This window comes from Aequorivita vitellina (assembly GCF_022008365.1).
In the GTDB taxonomy this organism is placed as follows: Bacteria; Bacteroidota; Bacteroidia; order Flavobacteriales; family Flavobacteriaceae; genus Aequorivita; species Aequorivita vitellina.
In genome coordinates this window covers 77,529-96,677 of sequence record NZ_JAIRBA010000006.1, presented here as the reverse complement: position 1 = coordinate 96,677, position 19,149 = coordinate 77,529, and the positions used below count along the sequence as shown (strand labels likewise).

Here is a 19,149-nt window from a genome sequence, read left to right as displayed (position 1 = left end):
ATGCCTATAGAAATAAAAGAACTCCATATAAAGATAAATGTAAATGGAACCGAACAATCCAATGTCTCTTTCGCTGAACAAAAAGGAAAGAAAGCGGAAACCATTTTAAAATCTTGTGTAGAAGAAGTAATGCGAATTGAATCTAGAAAAAAAGAACGATAATGAAAGGCGAATTAACAAAGCTGAAAATAATTGCTTTTAAAGACGATAAGTTTACCGAAAAAGTAGATAGTGGTGAATTTACATCGCTTTTAAATCCAGAAAAATACACGTTTAAATATAAGGTAGAATACACCGAAGCACAGGGCCAAGGTACCAGTGCCACCCAACCCAAATATTTACGCTCCCTACCCGAAGATTTAGACTTGCAGTTCCTTTTTGATAGAACGGGTGTTATAGACGGGAAGAAAAACACTCTAGGCGATGGAATTATAGATGAAATTGAAAAATTTAAAAGAATAGTATTCGATTATAACGGCGACGAACACAAACCCAATTATTTAATGATTGGTTGGGGAACTTTACTTTTTAAGGGTGTTTTGGCCGAAATGTCTATTGAATACAAACTTTTCTCTTCCGAAGGTGTGCCATTACGAGCCGTAGTTACAGCTAGTTTTAAAGGTATAGTAGAAGATAATTTACGCGTTGCGCGGGAAAACAATAATTCGCCAGATTTAACCCATGTTCGAATGGTAAAAGAAGGAGATACCCTTCCGTTAATGACTTTTAAAATTTACGGCGATTCAAAATATTATTTACAAGTGGCAGCCGTCAATAATTTAGTGAATTTTAGAAGGTTGAAGCCCGGACAAGAAATTATATTTCCACCCATAGAAAAAGTGTCATAAATGAATAACAGCAGAACCATAAACACCCCACGCAGTGCCGATTTGGTAACCTTTACAATATTGATTGAAGGCGTTGAACTATCGGCAGTGTATCAAGTTAAGAATATTTCGGTGGAAAAAGAAATAAACCGAATTCCCTTTGCACAACTTGTGTTTTTTGATGGTGAAGCAGCTTCACAAAATTTCGAATTGAGCAATGAAGACTTACTTATTCCAGGAAAAGAAATTGAAATTAAAGCAGGATATCACAACGAAAATGAAACAATTTTTAAAGGCATAATAATTAAACACAGTATTAAAATTCGGGAAAACAATTCAGTGTTAATTGTTGAATGTAGAGACCAAGCGGTTAAAATGACCATTGGCAGAAAGAGCAATTACTATTACGAAAGTACAGACAGTGATATAATTGAAGAAATTATATCAAAATACAATTTGCAAAGCGATGTTGCAGCTACAAGTTTTGCCAATAAAGAAATTGTACAATACCGAACTTCCGACTGGGATTTTATAATGACCCGCGCACAATTTAATGGGCAAATTTGTTTGGTTGATGACGGAAAAATTACCATTGCCAAACCCGATCTTTCTCAAGATGAAATTGAAACAGTTGCCTTTGGCGCTACCCTACTAGACTTTGACGCCGAAATGGACGCTCGAAATCAATTTAATACTATCACTGCTTTTGGATGGAATCCATCAGAACAGGAAATTGTAGAAGCTCCGGCTGCCAATCCAAATTTTTCTTTAAACGGAAATATTTCAGTTTCCGAATTAGCTGACGTAATGGATCTCGAAAATCTTGAATTAAAGCACGGTGGAAGTTATAATTCAGCACAACTTCAGCAATGGAGCGATTCAAAAAATTTATTTCAGCAACTTTCAAAAACACGAGGCAGAATTAAATTTCAAGGAATTGCAAATGCCAAACCAGGAACTATGATAAAATTAGAAGGCGTTGGCGATCGCTTTAATGGAAAAGTTTTTATCAATGCCGTGCGTCACGAAATTGTTGATGGAAATTGGACTGTAGATGCCGAATTTGGAATAAACCCGAAATGGTTTAGCGAAACCTACGATATTTCAGAATTACCTGCTTCAGGTATTATCCCGGCCGTAAGTGGATTGCAAGTTGGGGTGGTTTCGCAATTGGAAGCAGACCCCGATGGAGAGGATAGAATTTTAGTGAAAATACCCATTATTAACCAAGACGAACAAGGCATTTGGACGCGAATAGCAACTTTAGACGCAGGAGAAAATCGCGGTTCCTTTTTTCGTCCCGAAATTGGAGATGAAGTTATTGTAGGTTTTATCAATGATGACCCAAATCACGCAGTAATTCTCGGTATGCTTCACAGCAGCGCAAAGCCAGCACCTATTACCGCTTCCGACGAAAATAACGAAAAAGGATTTGTTACACGGAGCGAAATGAAATTGCTTTTTAATGATGAAAAAAAGTCGGTCACAATTGAAACTCCCGGCGGTAAAAAGGTAATTATCGATGAAGATGCCGGTGTAATTAAAATTGAAGATGACAACAACAATATTATAACCATGGACGATAATGGAATTGCTTTGGAAAGCGGCAACGAATTCAACATAAAAGCAACGGGCGATTGCAATATTGAAGCTATGAATATTAATGTGAAAGCCAATGCCCAATTTAAAGCCGAAGGTAGTGCAGGTGCAGAAGTTTCAACTAGCGCAATCGCCGTAATAAAAGGGTCTTTGGTTCAAATAAATTAGGTTATAAATTAAATATAAAAAATATGCCACCAGCAGCGAGAATAAACGATATGCACGTTTGCCCAATGGTTAACCCAAATGGGAGTCCGCACGTGGGCGGACCCATTTTACCGCCGGGAGAACCCACAGTACTTATAGGTGGATTTCCCGCAGCAAAAGTTGGCGACATGGCCACTTGTGCAGGACCGCCAGATACCATTATAGTTGGTTCATCTACAGTTTTAATTGGCGGAATGCCCGCAGCCCGAATGGGTGATAGTACAGCCCATGGCGGCAGTATTGTTATGGGTGAACCTACAGTACTAATTGGTGGATGACGGAATGGTGAGTTATGAGTTATTACTTGGTAGCATATTAAATAAGAATAGGAAAAACACTAAAAAATATGAATACAGATACATTTTTAGGTGAAGGTTGGAGTTTCCCACCGCATTTTGATAAAAAAACAAACCAGTTGGTAACAACTGCAGGTATTGCAGACATCAATAAAAGTTTGGAAATCCTTTTGTCTACACGCTTGGGCGAACGGATTATGAGACCAGACTACGGCTGCAATTTGGAAGAGTTATTATTCCAACCCCTAGATGTTACGCTCAAAACATATATAAAGGAGTTAATAGAAACCTCAATTCTCTATTACGAACCAAGAATTGACACTCAAAGCATAACGTTAGATACAACTAATGAATTAAACGGCGAAATTCTAATAAAGATTGAATACATAGTCCGAATTACAAATTCGCGAGCAAATATGGTATTTCCATTTTATAAAAACGAAGGGACAGAAGCTTAAAAATTATGGCAAAAGACTGTGAAAATAAATTCTTAATTAACCAAATGGGTACCGAACAAACCCAAAGGACTATTAGCAATATACTTCCTGAAAATCTCAATTTAAACGATTTTTCAGTAGAAGAATGGATGGAATTTGCATATAATTTTGCCAATGAAGTGAATTATTTTAACATCGACAATGCAACTACTCCTTCGGGAAATTGGGAGTCTTTTTTTGTTGAAAAAGAAAAGATTAAACAATTCCTAGCAGAGGCAGAAACTTCTAACAGTCTTTCACCGCATTTGGCACTTTTTGTTTGCTTCCTACAACTGATGGAAATTTCAAAAAAGCGCTTCAATTCCATTGCTAAAAGACATCTCGATTTTTATTATAACCGCATACTTCAAATAAATAAAAAAGCTCCGGTTGCCGATAGTGTTCATCTAATTTTTGAATTGGCCAAGAATATTACAAATTCTAAAGTAGATGAACACACGCTACTGGAAGCTGGAAAAGACTCTACAGGCAATCGTCTTCAATATACTACTGATAAAGAAGTAGTAATCAATAAAGCTAAAGTAACGGTTTTAAAGAGTGTTTATCATCACAGAAAAACAAACAATTTAAATCCAAATGAAAATAACGGTTTGTTTGCCGCAGCAGTAGTAAATTCATCTGATGGCAATGGCGAACCATTTAAAACTGATGCTAATTGGTTGCCGTTTGGATATCCTACTCATTTTAAACCCAATACACCCTTAGACACACCAAAAATTGGTTTCGCAATAGCGGCTCCAACGCTAAATTTGGCAGAGGGCGTAAGGCTTGTCCAATTGATTTTTAAGCTTGACAAATCGATTCAAGTTTTTAATATTTCGGAAGTAATAAATTCTATTGAAGTTTATGCTACTGGCGAAAAAGGCTGGCTGGGGCCTTTTACAATTGCTGAATCTGTAGATGGTTTTACTTCTGAAATAGGAAATAAAAAAATTCAGCTCAGCCTAAAAATTGATAAAACCGAAGCGGCTATTGTTCCCTATAACAAAGATATTCATCAAGAAAACTTTAAAACCGACCATCCAGTATTTCGATTTTTACTAAAAACCAAACAACCCGAATTTGAGAAAGGGTATCAATTATACACCGAATTACTTCAGAAAAAAGTAAAAAAAGCAATTATCAAAGTATCTGTTTCTGAAGCAGAAAACTTAGAATTGAAAAACGATTTTGGCAATCTCGTTCCTAACAAACCTTTCTATCCTTTTGGAACGCAACCTATGGAACGCTCGGCATTTTACATCAATTATCCCGAAGCATTCGGCAAAAAATGGGACGAAATTACAATTAACGCTTCTTGGTTAAATACGCCAAACGACTTTAAAGACCACTATATAGCTTACCGCCGAGACGATAACAATATAAATCTTTCACCCAACCTATATTTTAAAACTCTGTATTACAATTTTAATATAGGAACTAACAACTATGCAAAACCAGCTGGGAAAAATTTTAGTCCAACTACAAATAGTTCAAATCTTTACGTAACCGGAAACGATTATTTTAAAACAAAAGTCTCAGTTGAAAATAATGAGAATCTCGCCACCGTACAGAATGCGTTTACACTATTTACAAAAAACGGGAATGTATTTGAAACCAATCTAAAGCTCGAAAATACTAACTATACAACTGGAAAAAACGGCCCTATAAAACTGTCTTTAAACCAATCTTTTTTACATACACTTTTCCCAAAAGTTTATGCTTTAGCACTTTCCACTGAAGAAGACACAGTGTTGCCAAATGAACCCTACACTCCAATCATTGAAAAAATTGTATTGGATTATTCAGCTTCCCAAGAAATAGAATTTGGAAATTCAGCTACCGAAAACCTTGAGAAAATACAGCTTTTTCACGAACATCCATTTGGGCAAGCCCAAACAGAAGAGACATTATTGCCAACTTACTGTGCAGGTGGCGAACTTTATATAGGCCTTGAAAATACAGAAGCTCTTCAACAGGTACAGCTTTTATTTCAGTTATTGGAAGGCACCGAAAATCCGTTAACAGAAAGTTTTTCTGCCAACGAAAAAATAAAGTGGGCTGTGCTCTCCAACAATTCGTGGATGGAACTTTCAAGCGAATATTTGCTGGGCAATACCACCGATAATTTTTTAAAAAACGGAATTGTAACTATTACAATTCCTCGGGAAGCCACAGGTAATAACACTTTGCTACCATCGGGTATGGTTTGGCTACGAGCAAAAAGCAACAAACATTTTGATGCGGTTTGCAGATTTATAAATATTCACGCACAAGTTATCACCGCAACTTTTAACAATAAAGAAAACGATCTCTCACACTTAGAAAACGGTTTACCGTCGAATACAATTAGCAAACTCACAGAACGAGACTCTTCAATAAAAAAAGTGATCCAACCCTACAATTCTTTTGGCGGGCATCCACAGGAAAGCGATGAAAGTTACTACAGACGTGTAAGCGAGCGAATTCGTCATCGCGATCGTGCCATTACATTATGGGATTATGAGCATTTAATACTCGAAAAATTCCCTGAAGTATATAAAGTAAAATGTCTCAATCATACAAAAAATGATGATTACCACGCACCCGGAAATGTTGCCATTGTGGTAATCCCAAACACTAAAAACAATAACGCTTTCGATGTTTTTCAGCCCAGGTTGAGCACTGCAAAACGAAACGAAATTAGAGATTATATAAATGAATTAAACACATTTTTTGTTTCGGCAGAAATTATAAATCCTGATTATGAAGAAGTTGAGGTTTCGCTTAGCGTAAAATTTAATGTTGGTTTTGACGAAAATTTTTATACCAAGCAGCTCGAAGAAGACATTAAAAAATACCTTTCGCCTTGGGCATTTTCAGATACGTCGGCACTCAATTTCGGAGTGTCATTTCACCGAAATAAACTTATTTCATATTTGGAAAATCAACACTACATAGACTTTTTAGAAGATGTAGTTGTAAAACACCGAACTTCTGAGAGCGACCCATATACCGAAAAAACAAATGTGATACCTGCTAACCCAAAAGCAATTTTGGTTTCGGCCAAAAAACACTTTGTAAGCTCAGTACAATCAAAATGCAATGCACAAACTCCTAAAAACCCAACTGTATGTCTTCCGTAAAAACATATAGCACCATTGCAAAAAACACAGCAAGTCTGGATGATCTAGATTTTGATTTTCTTCGGAAAAAAGGAATAGAATATATCGAGGCGTTGGGAAGCGACTTGTGGACCGATTACAACGCACACGACCCGGGTATAACAACTTTGGAGATTTTATGTTACGCAATTACCGATTTGGGGGCTCGGCTTTCACTACCGTTAGAAGATATTTTGGCTGAAGAGGACAATCCTAATTTTTTAAACGATCAGTTTTTAACTGCAGAAAAAGCATTACCTATTAAACCAGTTACAGCCTTAGATTACCGTAAATTATTTATAGATATCGACGGCGTAAAAAATGCTTGGTTAAAAAAACACGAAAAAAAAGTATTTGCCAATTGCAAAGAAAACAAGCTTTCTTATAAACCATTTAAAATCAAAGAAAAGTATAAAAAAGAATTCATTTTAAATGGGTTGTACGATGTTTTGGTTGATTTGGATGAGCTCGATATTGAAATTTTTAATACCGCGGCTAAAAGAAAAAAAGAAATAAAACGCATAAAAGAAGAGGTGCGAACAGTTTATCACGCAAACAGAAATCTTTGTGAAGATGTTGTGCAAATTGAAGAAGTTGAAGACTACCCGATAGCTATTTGTGCCATCGTAGAGCTAAAACCCGAAGCTGACGAAGAAAAAGTTCACGCCGAAATTTTGTACACCATAGACGAATATCTTTCACCTTCCCTCCGCTTCTATTCGTTAAAAGAAATGCTCGATAAAGGTTATAAAACCGATGAAATTTTTAACGGTCCTTTGTTAAATAACGGGTTTATAGATTACGATGAATTAAAGAATACAGAACTTCGGAAAGAAGTGCGGTTGACAGATTTAATAGATTTAATTCAGAAAATTAAAGGGGTTGACGTTATTCGCGATATAACCATTAATGAGTGTGACGAAAAACCACAATCGAAGAAAATATGGAATCTATGTGTTCCAACCGGTAAAAAGCCTAAGCGTTGCGATAAAAGCTCCTTTAGTTATTTTAAAGGATTTCTGCCGTTAAATATTAACCAAGACACGGTTTCAGAATATTTAAAAGCCATTTATGATGAAATAGCAACAAATATTCAAGATGTTGCAGCACAGAAAAAAACGTTAGACTTACCGGTTGGAAATTATTCCGGTATTGAAGAATACAGCACTATCCAAAACGACTTTCCCGAAGTTTACGGCGTGGGTGAATTAGGCGTAAAGAGTACTGCTTCCGCCGCAGACCGTGCCAAGGTAAAACAGCTAAAAGCGTATTTGTTATTCTTCGATCAAATTTTTGCAAGTTATTTCGCACATATTAAAAATGTAAAAAATGTACTGTCTATCAACGGCGAAATTGACAGAACTTATTTTACCCAAGTTATTGAAAATGTAAAAGATCTTTCAGAATTAGTTTCAGAAAATTATACCACAGATGAGGCTATATCAGACCTTTTATTTTCTAATCTCGACGATAAAGTAACTAGAAGAAACCAAATACTCGACCACCTACTCTCGCGTTTTGCTGAAAACTTTAGTGAATATGCTTTTTTAATGAAACAGCTTTACGGAAGTAATACTGACCCTGCTGTTATTAAAACCAAAGAACGTTTCCTGCAACAATACGGAAAAATTGGCGGTGAGCGACCGCTGAGTTTTAATTATTATAAGCAAGAAACCGAAGATTTGTGGGATACGCAGAATGTTTCGGCATTTCAAAAACGAATTGCGCTCCTAAGCGGTAACCCGAATTATTTAAGAAGAAATTTTTCCAACGACCCCTTAGAGATTTTTGAAGAAATTGACTCAGATGGTATTATTGAATACCGATTTCGAATTCGCGATAACAATAAAACCATATTATCTTCTTCAAGCAAACATTACCACAATGTAGCGTTGCTTTATAAAGAAGTTTTAGATGTAAAAAATTACGGACGATTTGCCGAAAACTATATTATTAAGAAAAACAAAGCTGGGAAGTTTTATTTTAATCTTACCAATCCGAATGTTCCCGATTCAAAAGACGAAGATCATGTTATAGCTCGAAGACTTTCAAGTTTTTCGAGCAAATCGGCTGCCGAAAAAGCGATTACCAAGACCGTTGAGTTTGTAAACACTCTCGATTTTAACGAAGGGATGTATGTTGTTGAGCATATTTTACTGCGTCCCGATGTTACTAAAAACACTGCGCCAGAAAACACTTTCCTCCCCATTTGTACAGAAAATTGTGAAGGTTGCGAAAGCATTGACCCATATTCTTTTCGAGTATCAATTGTTTTACCGGGGTGGACCGAGCGTTACAGCAACGTTGATTTCAGAAGATTTTTAGAAAATTTAATTCAAAAGGAACTTCCTGCTCACATTGTCGCCAAAATTTGTTGGATAGGTTATCCAAAAAGTTACGATACTCAAGGTGAAGAAAATGAAATGGTTGAGCTAGAAGAAGCATACAAAGATTGGTTGTTTGCCAAAACCGATATGGAGCAAAAGCAACCTAATTTAAAACTAAAAAGACTCATCAAAATTATAAGTACGCTGCACACTATTTATACCCAAGGCAAACTGCACGATTGCGATGATGACCAAGAACAACAAGATATTATCCTAGGCAGGACCAACCTAGGGAAACTTTAAAATACCAAAGTTATGAGCACAAAATTATTGGAAATAACTCCACAGTACCGTTCATTTGTGGACGACCAAGTACTAACCTCCGGGCAGCTGAATGAATTTATTGAATATTTTGAAGACCAAGACAGACTTACGCGCGTATGCCTTGTAGGTGTGGGCTTAGCTTGTGGTTTTAAAGTTTCGGTTAACAATCAAAAAAACCTAGTAACTCTTACTCAAGGTTGTGGGGTAACAACCGATGGTGACTTGTTAAAACTTCAAAAAAGTATTAAAGATTCTTCAGATACTTCCATTGTATTGGAGCGATTAAAATATTCACATTTTCGCGATTTCGAAGACGAGGATGCGAAGTATAAACATTTCAGAAACGAAAATACAATTATTGATTTGTGGGAGTTAATTCCACAAGAAAAGGTTAACCTTGAGGCAGGTCATCTTCCTATCAATCAAGAGTTGCTGGAGAATAAAGTTGTGGTACTTTATTTGGAATGTTACCCAAAAGACCCGAATATATGCACAACTACAAATTGCGATAATCAAGGGCAACGAAATATTCAAAATCTTCGGGTTTTGCTAATTGACAGTGATGATGTTATTAACACCGTAAACCCCCAAGACAGTATTTTTACAAAACACGATGTTAATGAAGCTTATACCAATTTACCACAGATAGCTGTTCCAAAATTGATTTTAAATGATAGCAATTCGAGTTCATATTCAAAAATTGCAGATGCTTATAAAACTGTAATAAATTCGGCAAAACCTATTTTGGAAACGGCAATTATAGATTTATTTCAAGGTTTTTCTGAAATTTTAGAAATTAACGCAAGTGATCTCAATCATATATTAAGTAAACTTTCTGAGAATTTAGAAGATTTCAATACCAATGGGATGATTCAATATCGGTATGATTTGGTTCGCGACATTACTGACACGTACAATGAATTGGCTGAAATTCTATTAAAACTAAAAACCGAATGCTGCCCAAATATTAAGGCATTTCCCAAACATTTGTTACTCGGCACGCTTTCTTCTGAAGTTATTTATCCCGAATTACGACACGACTTTTATCACTCGCCATCAAACAACGAATACGCCAAGTATTTAAAAATGGCGAAAAGTTTAATGCAGCGATTGGAAATAATCTTAGATAATTTTAATCTTTCCACCGGAAATAAACTTGAAATTACACCTTCAAAAACTTGTGGAAAATTAGGCGAAAAAGCTATTCCCGTTTACTTTAAAGTTGACAATAGAATGCTAACCGCTTGGGATTTTTATAAAACCGAAAACTACAAACAACGATATAACATAAGCTATCATAAAGAAAATCTAGCACTAAATAGCTGGGTTCAAAATCCGTTAAATTTTGAATTAGATTGTAATGATTTTTACAGAATTGAAGGGCATTTAGGGCATCCCGCACAAGACAGTCGCAACACCATCAATAATATTAAAAAAACTAATGCGCTAGATTTTGATTGTTTGGTTTTCGATTTAAAACGTGACTCACAAGCTTTTACTTCTTTTTTAAGAGAAAACCCTTCCACTGCGCATAGGGGTGGTGTACCTAAAGGTGGTACTTTTATTATCGTTTCAGAAAAGGAACAAGTGGTGGCAGATTTCTGTATTTCAACAAAACTGAATAACGGTGCTAATGACGGTTGCTGCTCCTTAATGGAATGTACCTATCCTTGGATAAGCTCGCTAAAGTATATGAATAATCTTTCGCGAAGTTTAAAAGGGAAGCAAAGCCGAAACAAACCCATGCCACAAAACTATGTTTTGCAAGTTATAGAATACAAAATAAACGGGGAACTACTAATAAATAGAACTACGACAATTACAATTCCGCTAACTGAAATTTTCTTAAGAAGAATACACGCAGTAACCGAAGCTTTAAACAAAAAATTTAATAAAGGAGTGGTTTTCGACTTCAACGAAAGCCAAAAACGCTTGGTAATAACGCGCGCCAAAGAAGATACATTTACCATTCGCCTGCGTGAAATTTCGATGGCAAACAACAATGCTATTTATACTTATAGTAATAATGGAATGTTCCGAAACAATTTAGTGTTTAGGCCAGATGCAATGCGTTGCCGCGATTTGCGCAACTACCGCGAATCATTTTACGAAAAATTGCAAGCACAAATAGCTCCGGTAAATAAAGACGATGATTATGGAAAATACGACGATAAATGGGCAAAATGGAGCAAATTGACAGAACGTTTAATTACAAATCCAGACATTGAGGAAGCTGGATTAACCCGAATGATAACTTCTTCCGAAATGTTGCCACAAGAAATTTTAAACATTGTGCAAAATATAAAACGAGATTTGCAGGCCACTCAAGAAGGTAAAGACCTAAAATTTAAGTTAGATGGCGATTGGGTAAATGGGGTTTGGGTGAATAAATTTATGTTAGATCATCATAGAAGAAACCGAAAAAATACGCACGACGATATTGTTCTATTTGTAAACCTTCGCAAATATCTTCACAATGAAACTGGGGTTACAAAACTTTCTATTTATATAACCAATCTGAGATATTCCAAAGATTTGGATCCCGTATTGGCTAGATATAAAAAAGACGCCGATTTCTATTTTGGCGCACCAAGTGGCGAAAATGCAATAAGCTTATGAAAGAGATAATGGAATGGAGCGAAAAAAAGAAGGGTATCAGTCGGTAAAATTGTACAATCCGAATGATACCCTTATGGGTCTAACATAAAAGAACTAAGAACTAAAGAATGAAAAATAGAACATCGAAAGAATAAAACCTAACGAAAGAACTAAAATACAAACTATAAAAGAACGAAGCACTAACTGCAAACAACCCAGTAATTCATCTCTGAATCGAATAGTAAATATAAGCTTAAAAGACTAAATAACAAATGATTGCTCAAAAAAATATCATAAACAAGCTTCAGATAGGGGTAAATACTCCTTCTCAAGCTCATGGTATGCAATTGAAAGATGGTTTAAGTACTTTTTTTAAAGAGGAAATCTTTCCTGAAATGGATGAATATTTCAATTCTATTCAAAAAAATAAATCAAATATTATTCGGTTTGACAAACTTTCAATTGAAATTAACGCTGAAGAAACAGATTCACTTCAAGATTTAAAGCAATTAATAATCAGCGAATTAAAAAAAATCATCAATGATAAAAATATATTAAACGAAAAATCTGATGGGTATATAAAAACTACTTCCGAAAATAATGAATTGGCAGCTTTTTTATACTTTTTAGAATACGGAATCTTACCGTGGTGGTTTGAAAAGAAAGCGGTTTTTGGTGGTGAATTTTTTACAACGCTGAAACCTCACCAAGGATTTTCAAAAAAATTAAAAGCCCTATTAAAAAAGAGTGAAGTTCGTATAAGATTGATGTATCAATTTGATGACACGCAGCTAGTAATGCTAGTTTCTGTAATAAACGATGTATCAAGCAGAAGAACTACAGAACTTAAAATTCCGAAGAAATACCGAAGCATCTTTTGGGAATCTCTTTTCCACTTTATGGCTTTTAAAAGGAAAAAAGAATTTCTTGCCAATATTGAAAATCTATCACCTGAAATTATGGAAAAACTATTGAATACTTCCATTGAAATTTTGGGAGAGAAAATTCCTATTAGCGACAAAGACTTTCAAAAATTTGAAAACAAAAATCAAACTTTAGCAGAATCTGCAGATGTTCGCGACAGTGAAAAAAAGCGTCCTGATGAAAAAACTATTCAATCGGAAAATTTAAAAAATTCTGTCGATTCATCAGAAATTAACGAATTAATTAATTCGGGAATTTTGGTAAAAAATGCTGGGTTGATTCTACTTCATCCTTTTCTAAAAATGTTTTTTGAAAAACTCGATCTGCTCATAGAAAAGCGCATAATACCCGAAAAAATAGACGAGGCCATTCATATCATGCATTATTTGGCAACAGGACGCGAACAACCTGCTGAATATGAGTTGGTTTTTGAAAAATTTCTTTGCAATGCTCCCATTTATCAGCCCGTAAACCGCCAAATATTTATAACGAAAGAGCAAAAACTTGCATGCAAACAACTCTTGGAAGCCGTTCTAGAGCATTGGACAGCATTAAAGAGTAACAGCACGGAAATTCTTCAAAATGAATTTCTGCAACGGGAAGGAAAACTAACTATTTCCGAAGAAAAACAAAACCTGTTTATTCAACGAAAAACACAGGACTTATTATTGGACAGACTGCCTTGGAATATACATATCATAAAGCTTCCGTGGTATAAAAAAATACTTGTTGTGGATTGGTAGTCCTTCAGTTTAAATAGCGTTATTATGAAAAATTTATTTGAAAATTTATTTCTTTATGAAATTGTACTTCTGTTTTTGGGAATTTTCTTATTCCTGCTTCTAAGCGTAGCATTGGTATATTACATCATTAAAAAAGAAGAAATAAAAAAACTTCTAATCTTTTTTGTCATTTCGCTTTTGATGATTGGTTACCCAAGCATTCAACAGATTTCAATTTCTGCAGATAAGTTTGAGTTGACTAAAGTACAGGAAGACTATATTGAAAACCCTAATGATTCGATTGCAAAGCAAAAATTGGAAGCATTAACCCAAAAACTTGAAAAAAGAGCCGAATCAGCTAGAGATATTCTTCAAATAAGCAAATCAAAACTATTGTTGGGCAATACTGACGGTGCCATCGAATTTGCCAACAAAGCAATTGAAAAAGAGTACAACGAAAACAAGCAGGTTAAGACGCCAGATATCAGTTCCGATACACTAAAGCCATCGCTACCATTGGTTACAATTCAAGCTTATCAACTAAAGGAATTGGCAAAATTTCAAAATAATATTACAGCTGAAAGTGATACCGTAGGTCTTAAAACGAAGTTGCAAAATATGGAGGTGAACCAGAATCTTAGTGGCACAAAAGCAGTAGTAAAACGGAATGTTCTTGAAAAGACCAAAAAATTGGACAAGAATTAAAAACAGATAGTTATGTTTAAAACAACCAAAAATGCGAAATATGCGAAAAAGACTGGCAACTCCAATCTTCAACAAAACGCTGGAAAAAATGCGGCATTTTTTATTCAAGCAAAACTTTCTGTTGGCAAAAGTGATGATCAATTTGAAAGAGAAGCCGACTCCGTTGCAGATAGAGTGGTAAACAATTCACAGGAAAATCTGCGTAAATCAGATACTTTTTTTCCTGCAAAACCAGTGCAACGTAAAGCGATCGATGAAAAAAAAGAAGCACTTCAAATGAAGAATTCTAAACCGCAAAAAACCGCTCCTATTAATATGGAGCAAAATATTGCACATAGCGAAGGCGGCGGAAATCCTATAAATGAACCTGTTAAAAAACGGATGGAAACCAGTTTTGGAGCTGATTTTAGTGATGTTAAAATTCACACAGGAAATAATGCTACCGCAATGAATAAGGCTTTGGGTGCTCAAGCATTTACAACTGATAATCACATTTTCTTTAATTCGGGGAAATATAATCCAAGTACCAAAAAAGGGCAACATCTTTTAGCGCACGAACTAACACATACGTTGCAGCAAAGAAAAAGCAATTTTAAAAGAATTCAGAAAAAGGATTTAGTATCTCCGCGTTTTGGTGGTGATGCGCTTTTGGAAGAAGTATTGGACGGAAATGAATTAGTAAGTACAACAAATAATAGTAAAGGCGCCCATGTTCGAATAATTCAGCAAGCGTTGACAGACGCAGGATTTATACTTAAGAAGTATGGAGTTGATGGCGATTTTGGAGGTGAAACTAAAGATCAGGTAATTGCGTTTCAAAAAGCACAAAAACTTCCTAAAAAGGAGCAAGATGGAATTGTTGGCCCCATAACAATGAATGAACTTGACCAAAAGTTTATAGGTCATAAAACTGAGCATTCAAATTTTTCGGGAATAGATCAACCTACTTTAGATACGAAAACAAGAGCCATTACAACTGATGAGAAAGCTGCTGTAAAAGAAGCATTGAGCACAGAAGTGAAGAAGGATCCGAAAACTGGAAAGGATCCAATTTTCGATAAAACAAAGATGGCAGCTTATAAAAAAGATCTTAAGGCGCTTACCGAAAAATATGTTATAAACCAGTACAACCATCTAGGAAAGGGCAAAAAAGCATTACGTTCCAAAAAAGGTAATCTACACGATAAAAAAGATGTAGAAGCTTTGGCCAAAGTTTCAAAAATTGAAACCGACAAAGTTTACGGAAACTTAAAAAAAGGTAAAGATTTTGTTTTTGGAACCAATTTGTTTGATGGTTGGGAAGAAAAAAAAGCAAAATTAAAAGGAAAGTCTAAAAAGGAACAAGACGCCACTAAGAAGGCGTGGGCAAATTGGCGTGTACAAAAAATAATTCAAAGTAACCGTGTAGAACCTATTAATAAGAAATATAATGCCATTCAAAATAGGGAACCCGAAGCAACTGTTGTAAAAGAAATTATTAAAGAGCTCTCCGCTGCTTATAGAAAGGAATTAGTCCTCACCCATCTTGGTTGGCCTGGCTATGCAGACGATGGAAAAGTTTTTCTTCAACGTTACAAAAGTTCAAACAACGATAAAAATAGAAAATATATGTGGAGTAATTTCGCCACTATAATTCATGAATACATACACACGCTGGAACATAAAGATGCTATTACTTATCGAGAAAGCTTAAATGACAAAGAAGGCGGAAAAGTATTGCGGGAAGGAATGCCAGAATATTTCAGTAAAATAGTTTGGAACAATCTTAATTTAACTGACCATACCCTAAGGAAAAGCGTGGAAGGACCGTTCTATGATGCTACCAAAAGTGATATTTATAAAAATCATTATTATTCTGAAGGAAAAAATGCTGAAAAGATTGCTGGAATTGTGGGTACTAGTAACGTAATGGGTTATTTCTTTTTGGGAAAAGTAAAATTAATCCAATAGTAATACTGACTTTTAACAACTAAAAATAATTAATTGGAAATTATGAAGAATCTTGATTGTATAGAACTAATTTCAACCAAAACAGTAAAGAACTTCACTTTGCCGGTTTCACTGAAGAATTGCAACCTATCGGCAGTATTAAAACATTTTGGATTATCACAGGCAGACGCAGTTGTCACGCACTTAGGTCGAAAAAATGTAGAGGTAGCATACTGGGAAATTAATATTGAAACGAAAAATAAAACTGTCTTAAAAATTTGGGCTGCAGATAATCGAATTGTAAAGATTGACCTTGTAAAAACTTTTTCCAACACCGAAAAAGTCGAAGATATGCTACAACAACTTCCAAAAGCAAATACCAAACTCAGCTATTATTATGGAGTTATAAACTTGGAAGAAAAAGCATTGATTTACCCCGAAAAAGGAATAGCGTTCTTTTTGGGTTTTACAAAAGGTGTTATCAATTATATCAGCTATTTTCAGCCTACAACAATCGCAAATTATATTAACACACTACACCCTACGAAGGCACCACGAGAATTTTAATAAAACGTAACCTATTAGTGAAACTCTAAGAAATTCATGAAAAATTCAAAAGAAATAGAACTTCGGCAAATTTTCAAATATTTAGAATCACTTATCTTATGGCGAATTAGAAACAACGCTGCCGATTTTGACTCAAAAGCCCCTACCCTGGATTTAAAAAAATTAGGGGAATCAAATCTTGGTGTTTTTCTGAAAGAGGAAAAATTATCTGAAACTGAAATTGTAGTGTTTCTATTAGCAGTTGCCCCTTCGTTTTATCCGTCGTTTTTTATCGATACTATTTCAAAAGAATATCCAGAGGGAACTGATTTTGTTCAATTTGGTGGTGTAAAAGGACAAAACCATCGCGGAATTCTTCCCACCGGCGAAACAGTTCAATTTATTTTAGGCGGCACAAATTTTACACGCAGAATGCAATGCATGGATTTCTTTAAAGTAGAACATTTATTCAGTAAAAAAGATATTTTATATCTTGAAAATGTACCGTTCGGCGAACCGATTATGAGTGGGAAAATAATTCTTTCGGCCGATATTATTTACAAAATTACAACTGGTGAGGTGCCTGCTCCTAAATTGAGCACTGCCTTTCCTGCAGAAAAATTAGAAACCGAATTACAATGGGACGATCTCATTTTAAGTCAAAAAACATTACAGCAGATTCGTGAATTGGAAATGTGGTTGCAATTCAACGACCAATTATTCAATGATTGGGGTATGAAAAACAGATTGAAAGCTGGGTATCGCGTGCTTTTTCACGGTCCTCCGGGAACGGGAAAAACATTAACTGCCAGTCTTTTAGGTAAGTACACAAATAAGCCAGTTTATAGAATTGATCTTTCAACTGTGGTTTCAAAATATATAGGTGAAACAGAAAAAAATCTTTCAAATCTATTTAATAAAGCGCAACATAAAGACTGGATTTTATTTTTTGACGAAGCCGATGCTATTTTTGGGAAACGCACCAATGTTCGCGACGCCCACGACAAATACGCAAATCAAGAAGTTTCTTATTTGTTACAAAGAGTGGAAGCGCATCCAGGGTTGATAATACTTGCCTCAAACTTTAGAGATAATGTAGATGAATCATTTACGCGTCGGTTTCAATCAATTATTATGTTTGAAATGCCGGGGGCTACCGAACGTGAAGCTATTTGGAAAACAAATTTACCCAAACAATTAAAAATCTCAGAAGAAATAGACTGGGAAGATATTTCCAAAAAATATGAATTAACAGGTTCTAATATTTTAAATATTATTCAGTTTTGTTCATTAAAAGTATTAAACGGAAAAAGCAAAACCCTGACTCCCGAAATTTTGCAACAGGGAATTAGAAGAGAGTTTGTAAAGGAAAATCGCACGCATTAATTTATTTTTCGTGCAGCGTATTTAAAGCATAAATAGCGAAACTACCAAGCCAATGACCGCCTTCGTAACTATCGCCCACAAGATTTGAATAGGAATACGCCAGATGTTCATTCGCTAAATTTTCAAGGTGTTTGTATTGTGAAAATTGTTTAGCCAAGCCGTAAAACACCCAAGCCCTAGAAAAATTTAACCCGTCTAAATGCACAAGTTTACCATCGGTTCTGTCACTTACCTCCCCTACTTTTAAATGGTAATTATCATCTGCCAGTTGTGGCATAAAATCAGATAACCACGCTAAAAATTCTTCTGAAGGAAGAACACGTCGCATAATATCAATTTCCTCCAAACAAGGCGAGAGAAAATCGTAACCGCTAGGTTCCCACGTTATGGGGCAATTTTTATCATCCAAATAAAAATCGCGAGCGCGTTTTTCAATTAACTGCTGCAATTCCAAATCGCCTATAGTCTTTGCATAGTCATAGGCAAATGTTAGTCCAAATGCGGTGTTGGTATGTTCTCCCACGCGAATTGGGTAATTGAGTTTTGGTAGAAATTGTTTGTAGCGAAGCACGATTATATTTGTCAATGGCCTTAAATTTTGTGCTAATTGCTGTGCCATCGGGTCGTTCCAACTGTGAAGTTCTTCAGAGAGTTTTAAAAGCCAAGCCCAGCCGTAAGTTCTTTCAAAAGATTTATTGATTGGTTTTTCAAAAAAGGCCACTTCGGTTGCTACATTTTCAGAAGTGATTTTTTCGGTGAGCAACTTTCGTACTTCAGCCGCTTTATTCATTTCTGGGAATTGTTTTAACAAACTCACCATAGACCAATAGCCATGAACCGCACTGTGCCAATCAAAACAGCCGTAAAAAATTGGGTGTACAGCAATTGGTTCAACCAAATCTGCTTTGCTCTCCAAAGTTTCTCCGGGCTTGTACGGATATGCTGTGCCCACGCAATGCAGAGGCAGCTCGATTAGTTTATTGGCTTCGGCCAGTGTAAATGATGGCTCGGAAAATTCCTGCCCGGAAATCGACTCTTTTTTATCGGTTTCAGCGTTTTCGTTCGGCTCGTTTTTACAGCTTATAATAAGCATTATCGAAAAGATAAGTAAGTAGAATTTTTTCATAAAAGTGATGAATT

Annotated in this window: 14 protein-coding genes; 13 read left to right on the top strand and 1 reads right to left on the bottom strand. The window is 35.5% G+C overall.

From position 1 onward, the window contains the following. The 13 genes from K8089_RS04870 (at nt 1) to K8089_RS04810 (ending at nt 18,009) form a co-directional block, all read left to right on the top strand. Complete coding sequence (locus K8089_RS04870; RefSeq protein ID WP_237602164.1) at nt 1-162, top strand: DUF5908 family protein; 162 nt, start codon at nt 1-3, stop codon at nt 160-162. Next, complete coding sequence (locus K8089_RS04865) at nt 162-848, top strand: CIS tube protein (protein ID WP_237602163.1); 687 nt, start codon at nt 162-164, stop codon at nt 846-848. The genes K8089_RS04870 and K8089_RS04865 overlap by 1 nt, the downstream gene beginning before the upstream one ends. Beyond that, on the top strand, nt 849-2,594 hold the full coding sequence (gene vgrG, locus K8089_RS04860) for a type VI secretion system tip protein VgrG (protein ID WP_237602162.1): 1,746 nt from the start codon (nt 849-851) through the stop codon (nt 2,592-2,594). A 23-nt stretch (nt 2,595-2,617) separates the two neighbouring features. Beyond that, nucleotides 2,618-2,911, top strand: coding sequence for a PAAR domain-containing protein (locus K8089_RS04855; RefSeq protein WP_237602161.1), 294 nt, complete (start codon nt 2,618-2,620; stop codon nt 2,909-2,911). Between the two features lie 68 nt (nt 2,912-2,979). Beyond that, complete coding sequence (locus K8089_RS04850; protein ID WP_237602160.1) at nt 2,980-3,387, top strand: GPW/gp25 family protein; 408 nt, start codon at nt 2,980-2,982, stop codon at nt 3,385-3,387. Nucleotides 3,388-3,392: 5 nt separating this feature from the next. Beyond that, a complete protein-coding gene (locus tag K8089_RS04845) occupies nt 3,393-6,530 on the top strand; it encodes a baseplate J/gp47 family protein (protein WP_237602159.1) in 3,138 nt (1,045 codons plus the stop codon). Then, on the top strand, nt 6,518-9,178 hold the full coding sequence (locus tag K8089_RS04840) for a YegP family protein (RefSeq protein ID WP_237602158.1): 2,661 nt from the start codon (nt 6,518-6,520) through the stop codon (nt 9,176-9,178). Before K8089_RS04845 ends, K8089_RS04840 begins: the two co-directional genes overlap by 13 nt. 12 nt (nt 9,179-9,190) lie before the next feature. Continuing rightward, nucleotides 9,191-11,818 (top strand): hypothetical protein, encoded by a 2,628-nt coding sequence (locus tag K8089_RS04835; RefSeq protein WP_237602157.1) that lies wholly within the window; start codon nt 9,191-9,193, stop codon nt 11,816-11,818. 251 nt (nt 11,819-12,069) lie between these two features. Continuing rightward, nucleotides 12,070-13,464 carry a contractile injection system tape measure protein gene (locus K8089_RS04830; protein ID WP_237602156.1) on the top strand — a complete coding sequence of 465 codons (1,395 nt, stop codon included), beginning with the start codon at nt 12,070-12,072 and terminating at the stop codon, nt 13,462-13,464. Between the two features lie 24 nt (nt 13,465-13,488). Beyond that, a complete protein-coding gene (locus tag K8089_RS04825) occupies nt 13,489-14,148 on the top strand; it encodes a hypothetical protein (RefSeq protein ID WP_237602155.1) in 660 nt (219 codons plus the stop codon). Between the two features lie 12 nt (nt 14,149-14,160). Next, a complete protein-coding gene (locus K8089_RS04820; RefSeq protein ID WP_237602154.1) occupies nt 14,161-16,098 on the top strand; it encodes an eCIS core domain-containing protein in 1,938 nt (645 codons plus the stop codon). 42 nt (nt 16,099-16,140) lie between these two features. Further along, nucleotides 16,141-16,644, top strand: coding sequence for a hypothetical protein (locus tag K8089_RS04815; RefSeq protein WP_237602153.1), 504 nt, complete (start codon nt 16,141-16,143; stop codon nt 16,642-16,644). A 36-nt stretch (nt 16,645-16,680) separates the two neighbouring features. Continuing rightward, a complete protein-coding gene (locus K8089_RS04810; RefSeq protein ID WP_237602152.1) occupies nt 16,681-18,009 on the top strand; it encodes an ATP-binding protein in 1,329 nt (442 codons plus the stop codon). A gap of 1 nt (nt 18,010) precedes the next feature. On the opposite strand, the gene K8089_RS04805 is transcribed toward K8089_RS04810, so the two are convergent. Next, nucleotides 18,011-19,135, bottom strand: a complete 1,125-nt coding sequence (locus tag K8089_RS04805) for a DUF2891 domain-containing protein (protein WP_237602151.1) — start codon at nt 19,133-19,135, stop codon at nt 18,011-18,013. Nucleotides 19,136-19,149: the final 14 nt, after the last annotated feature.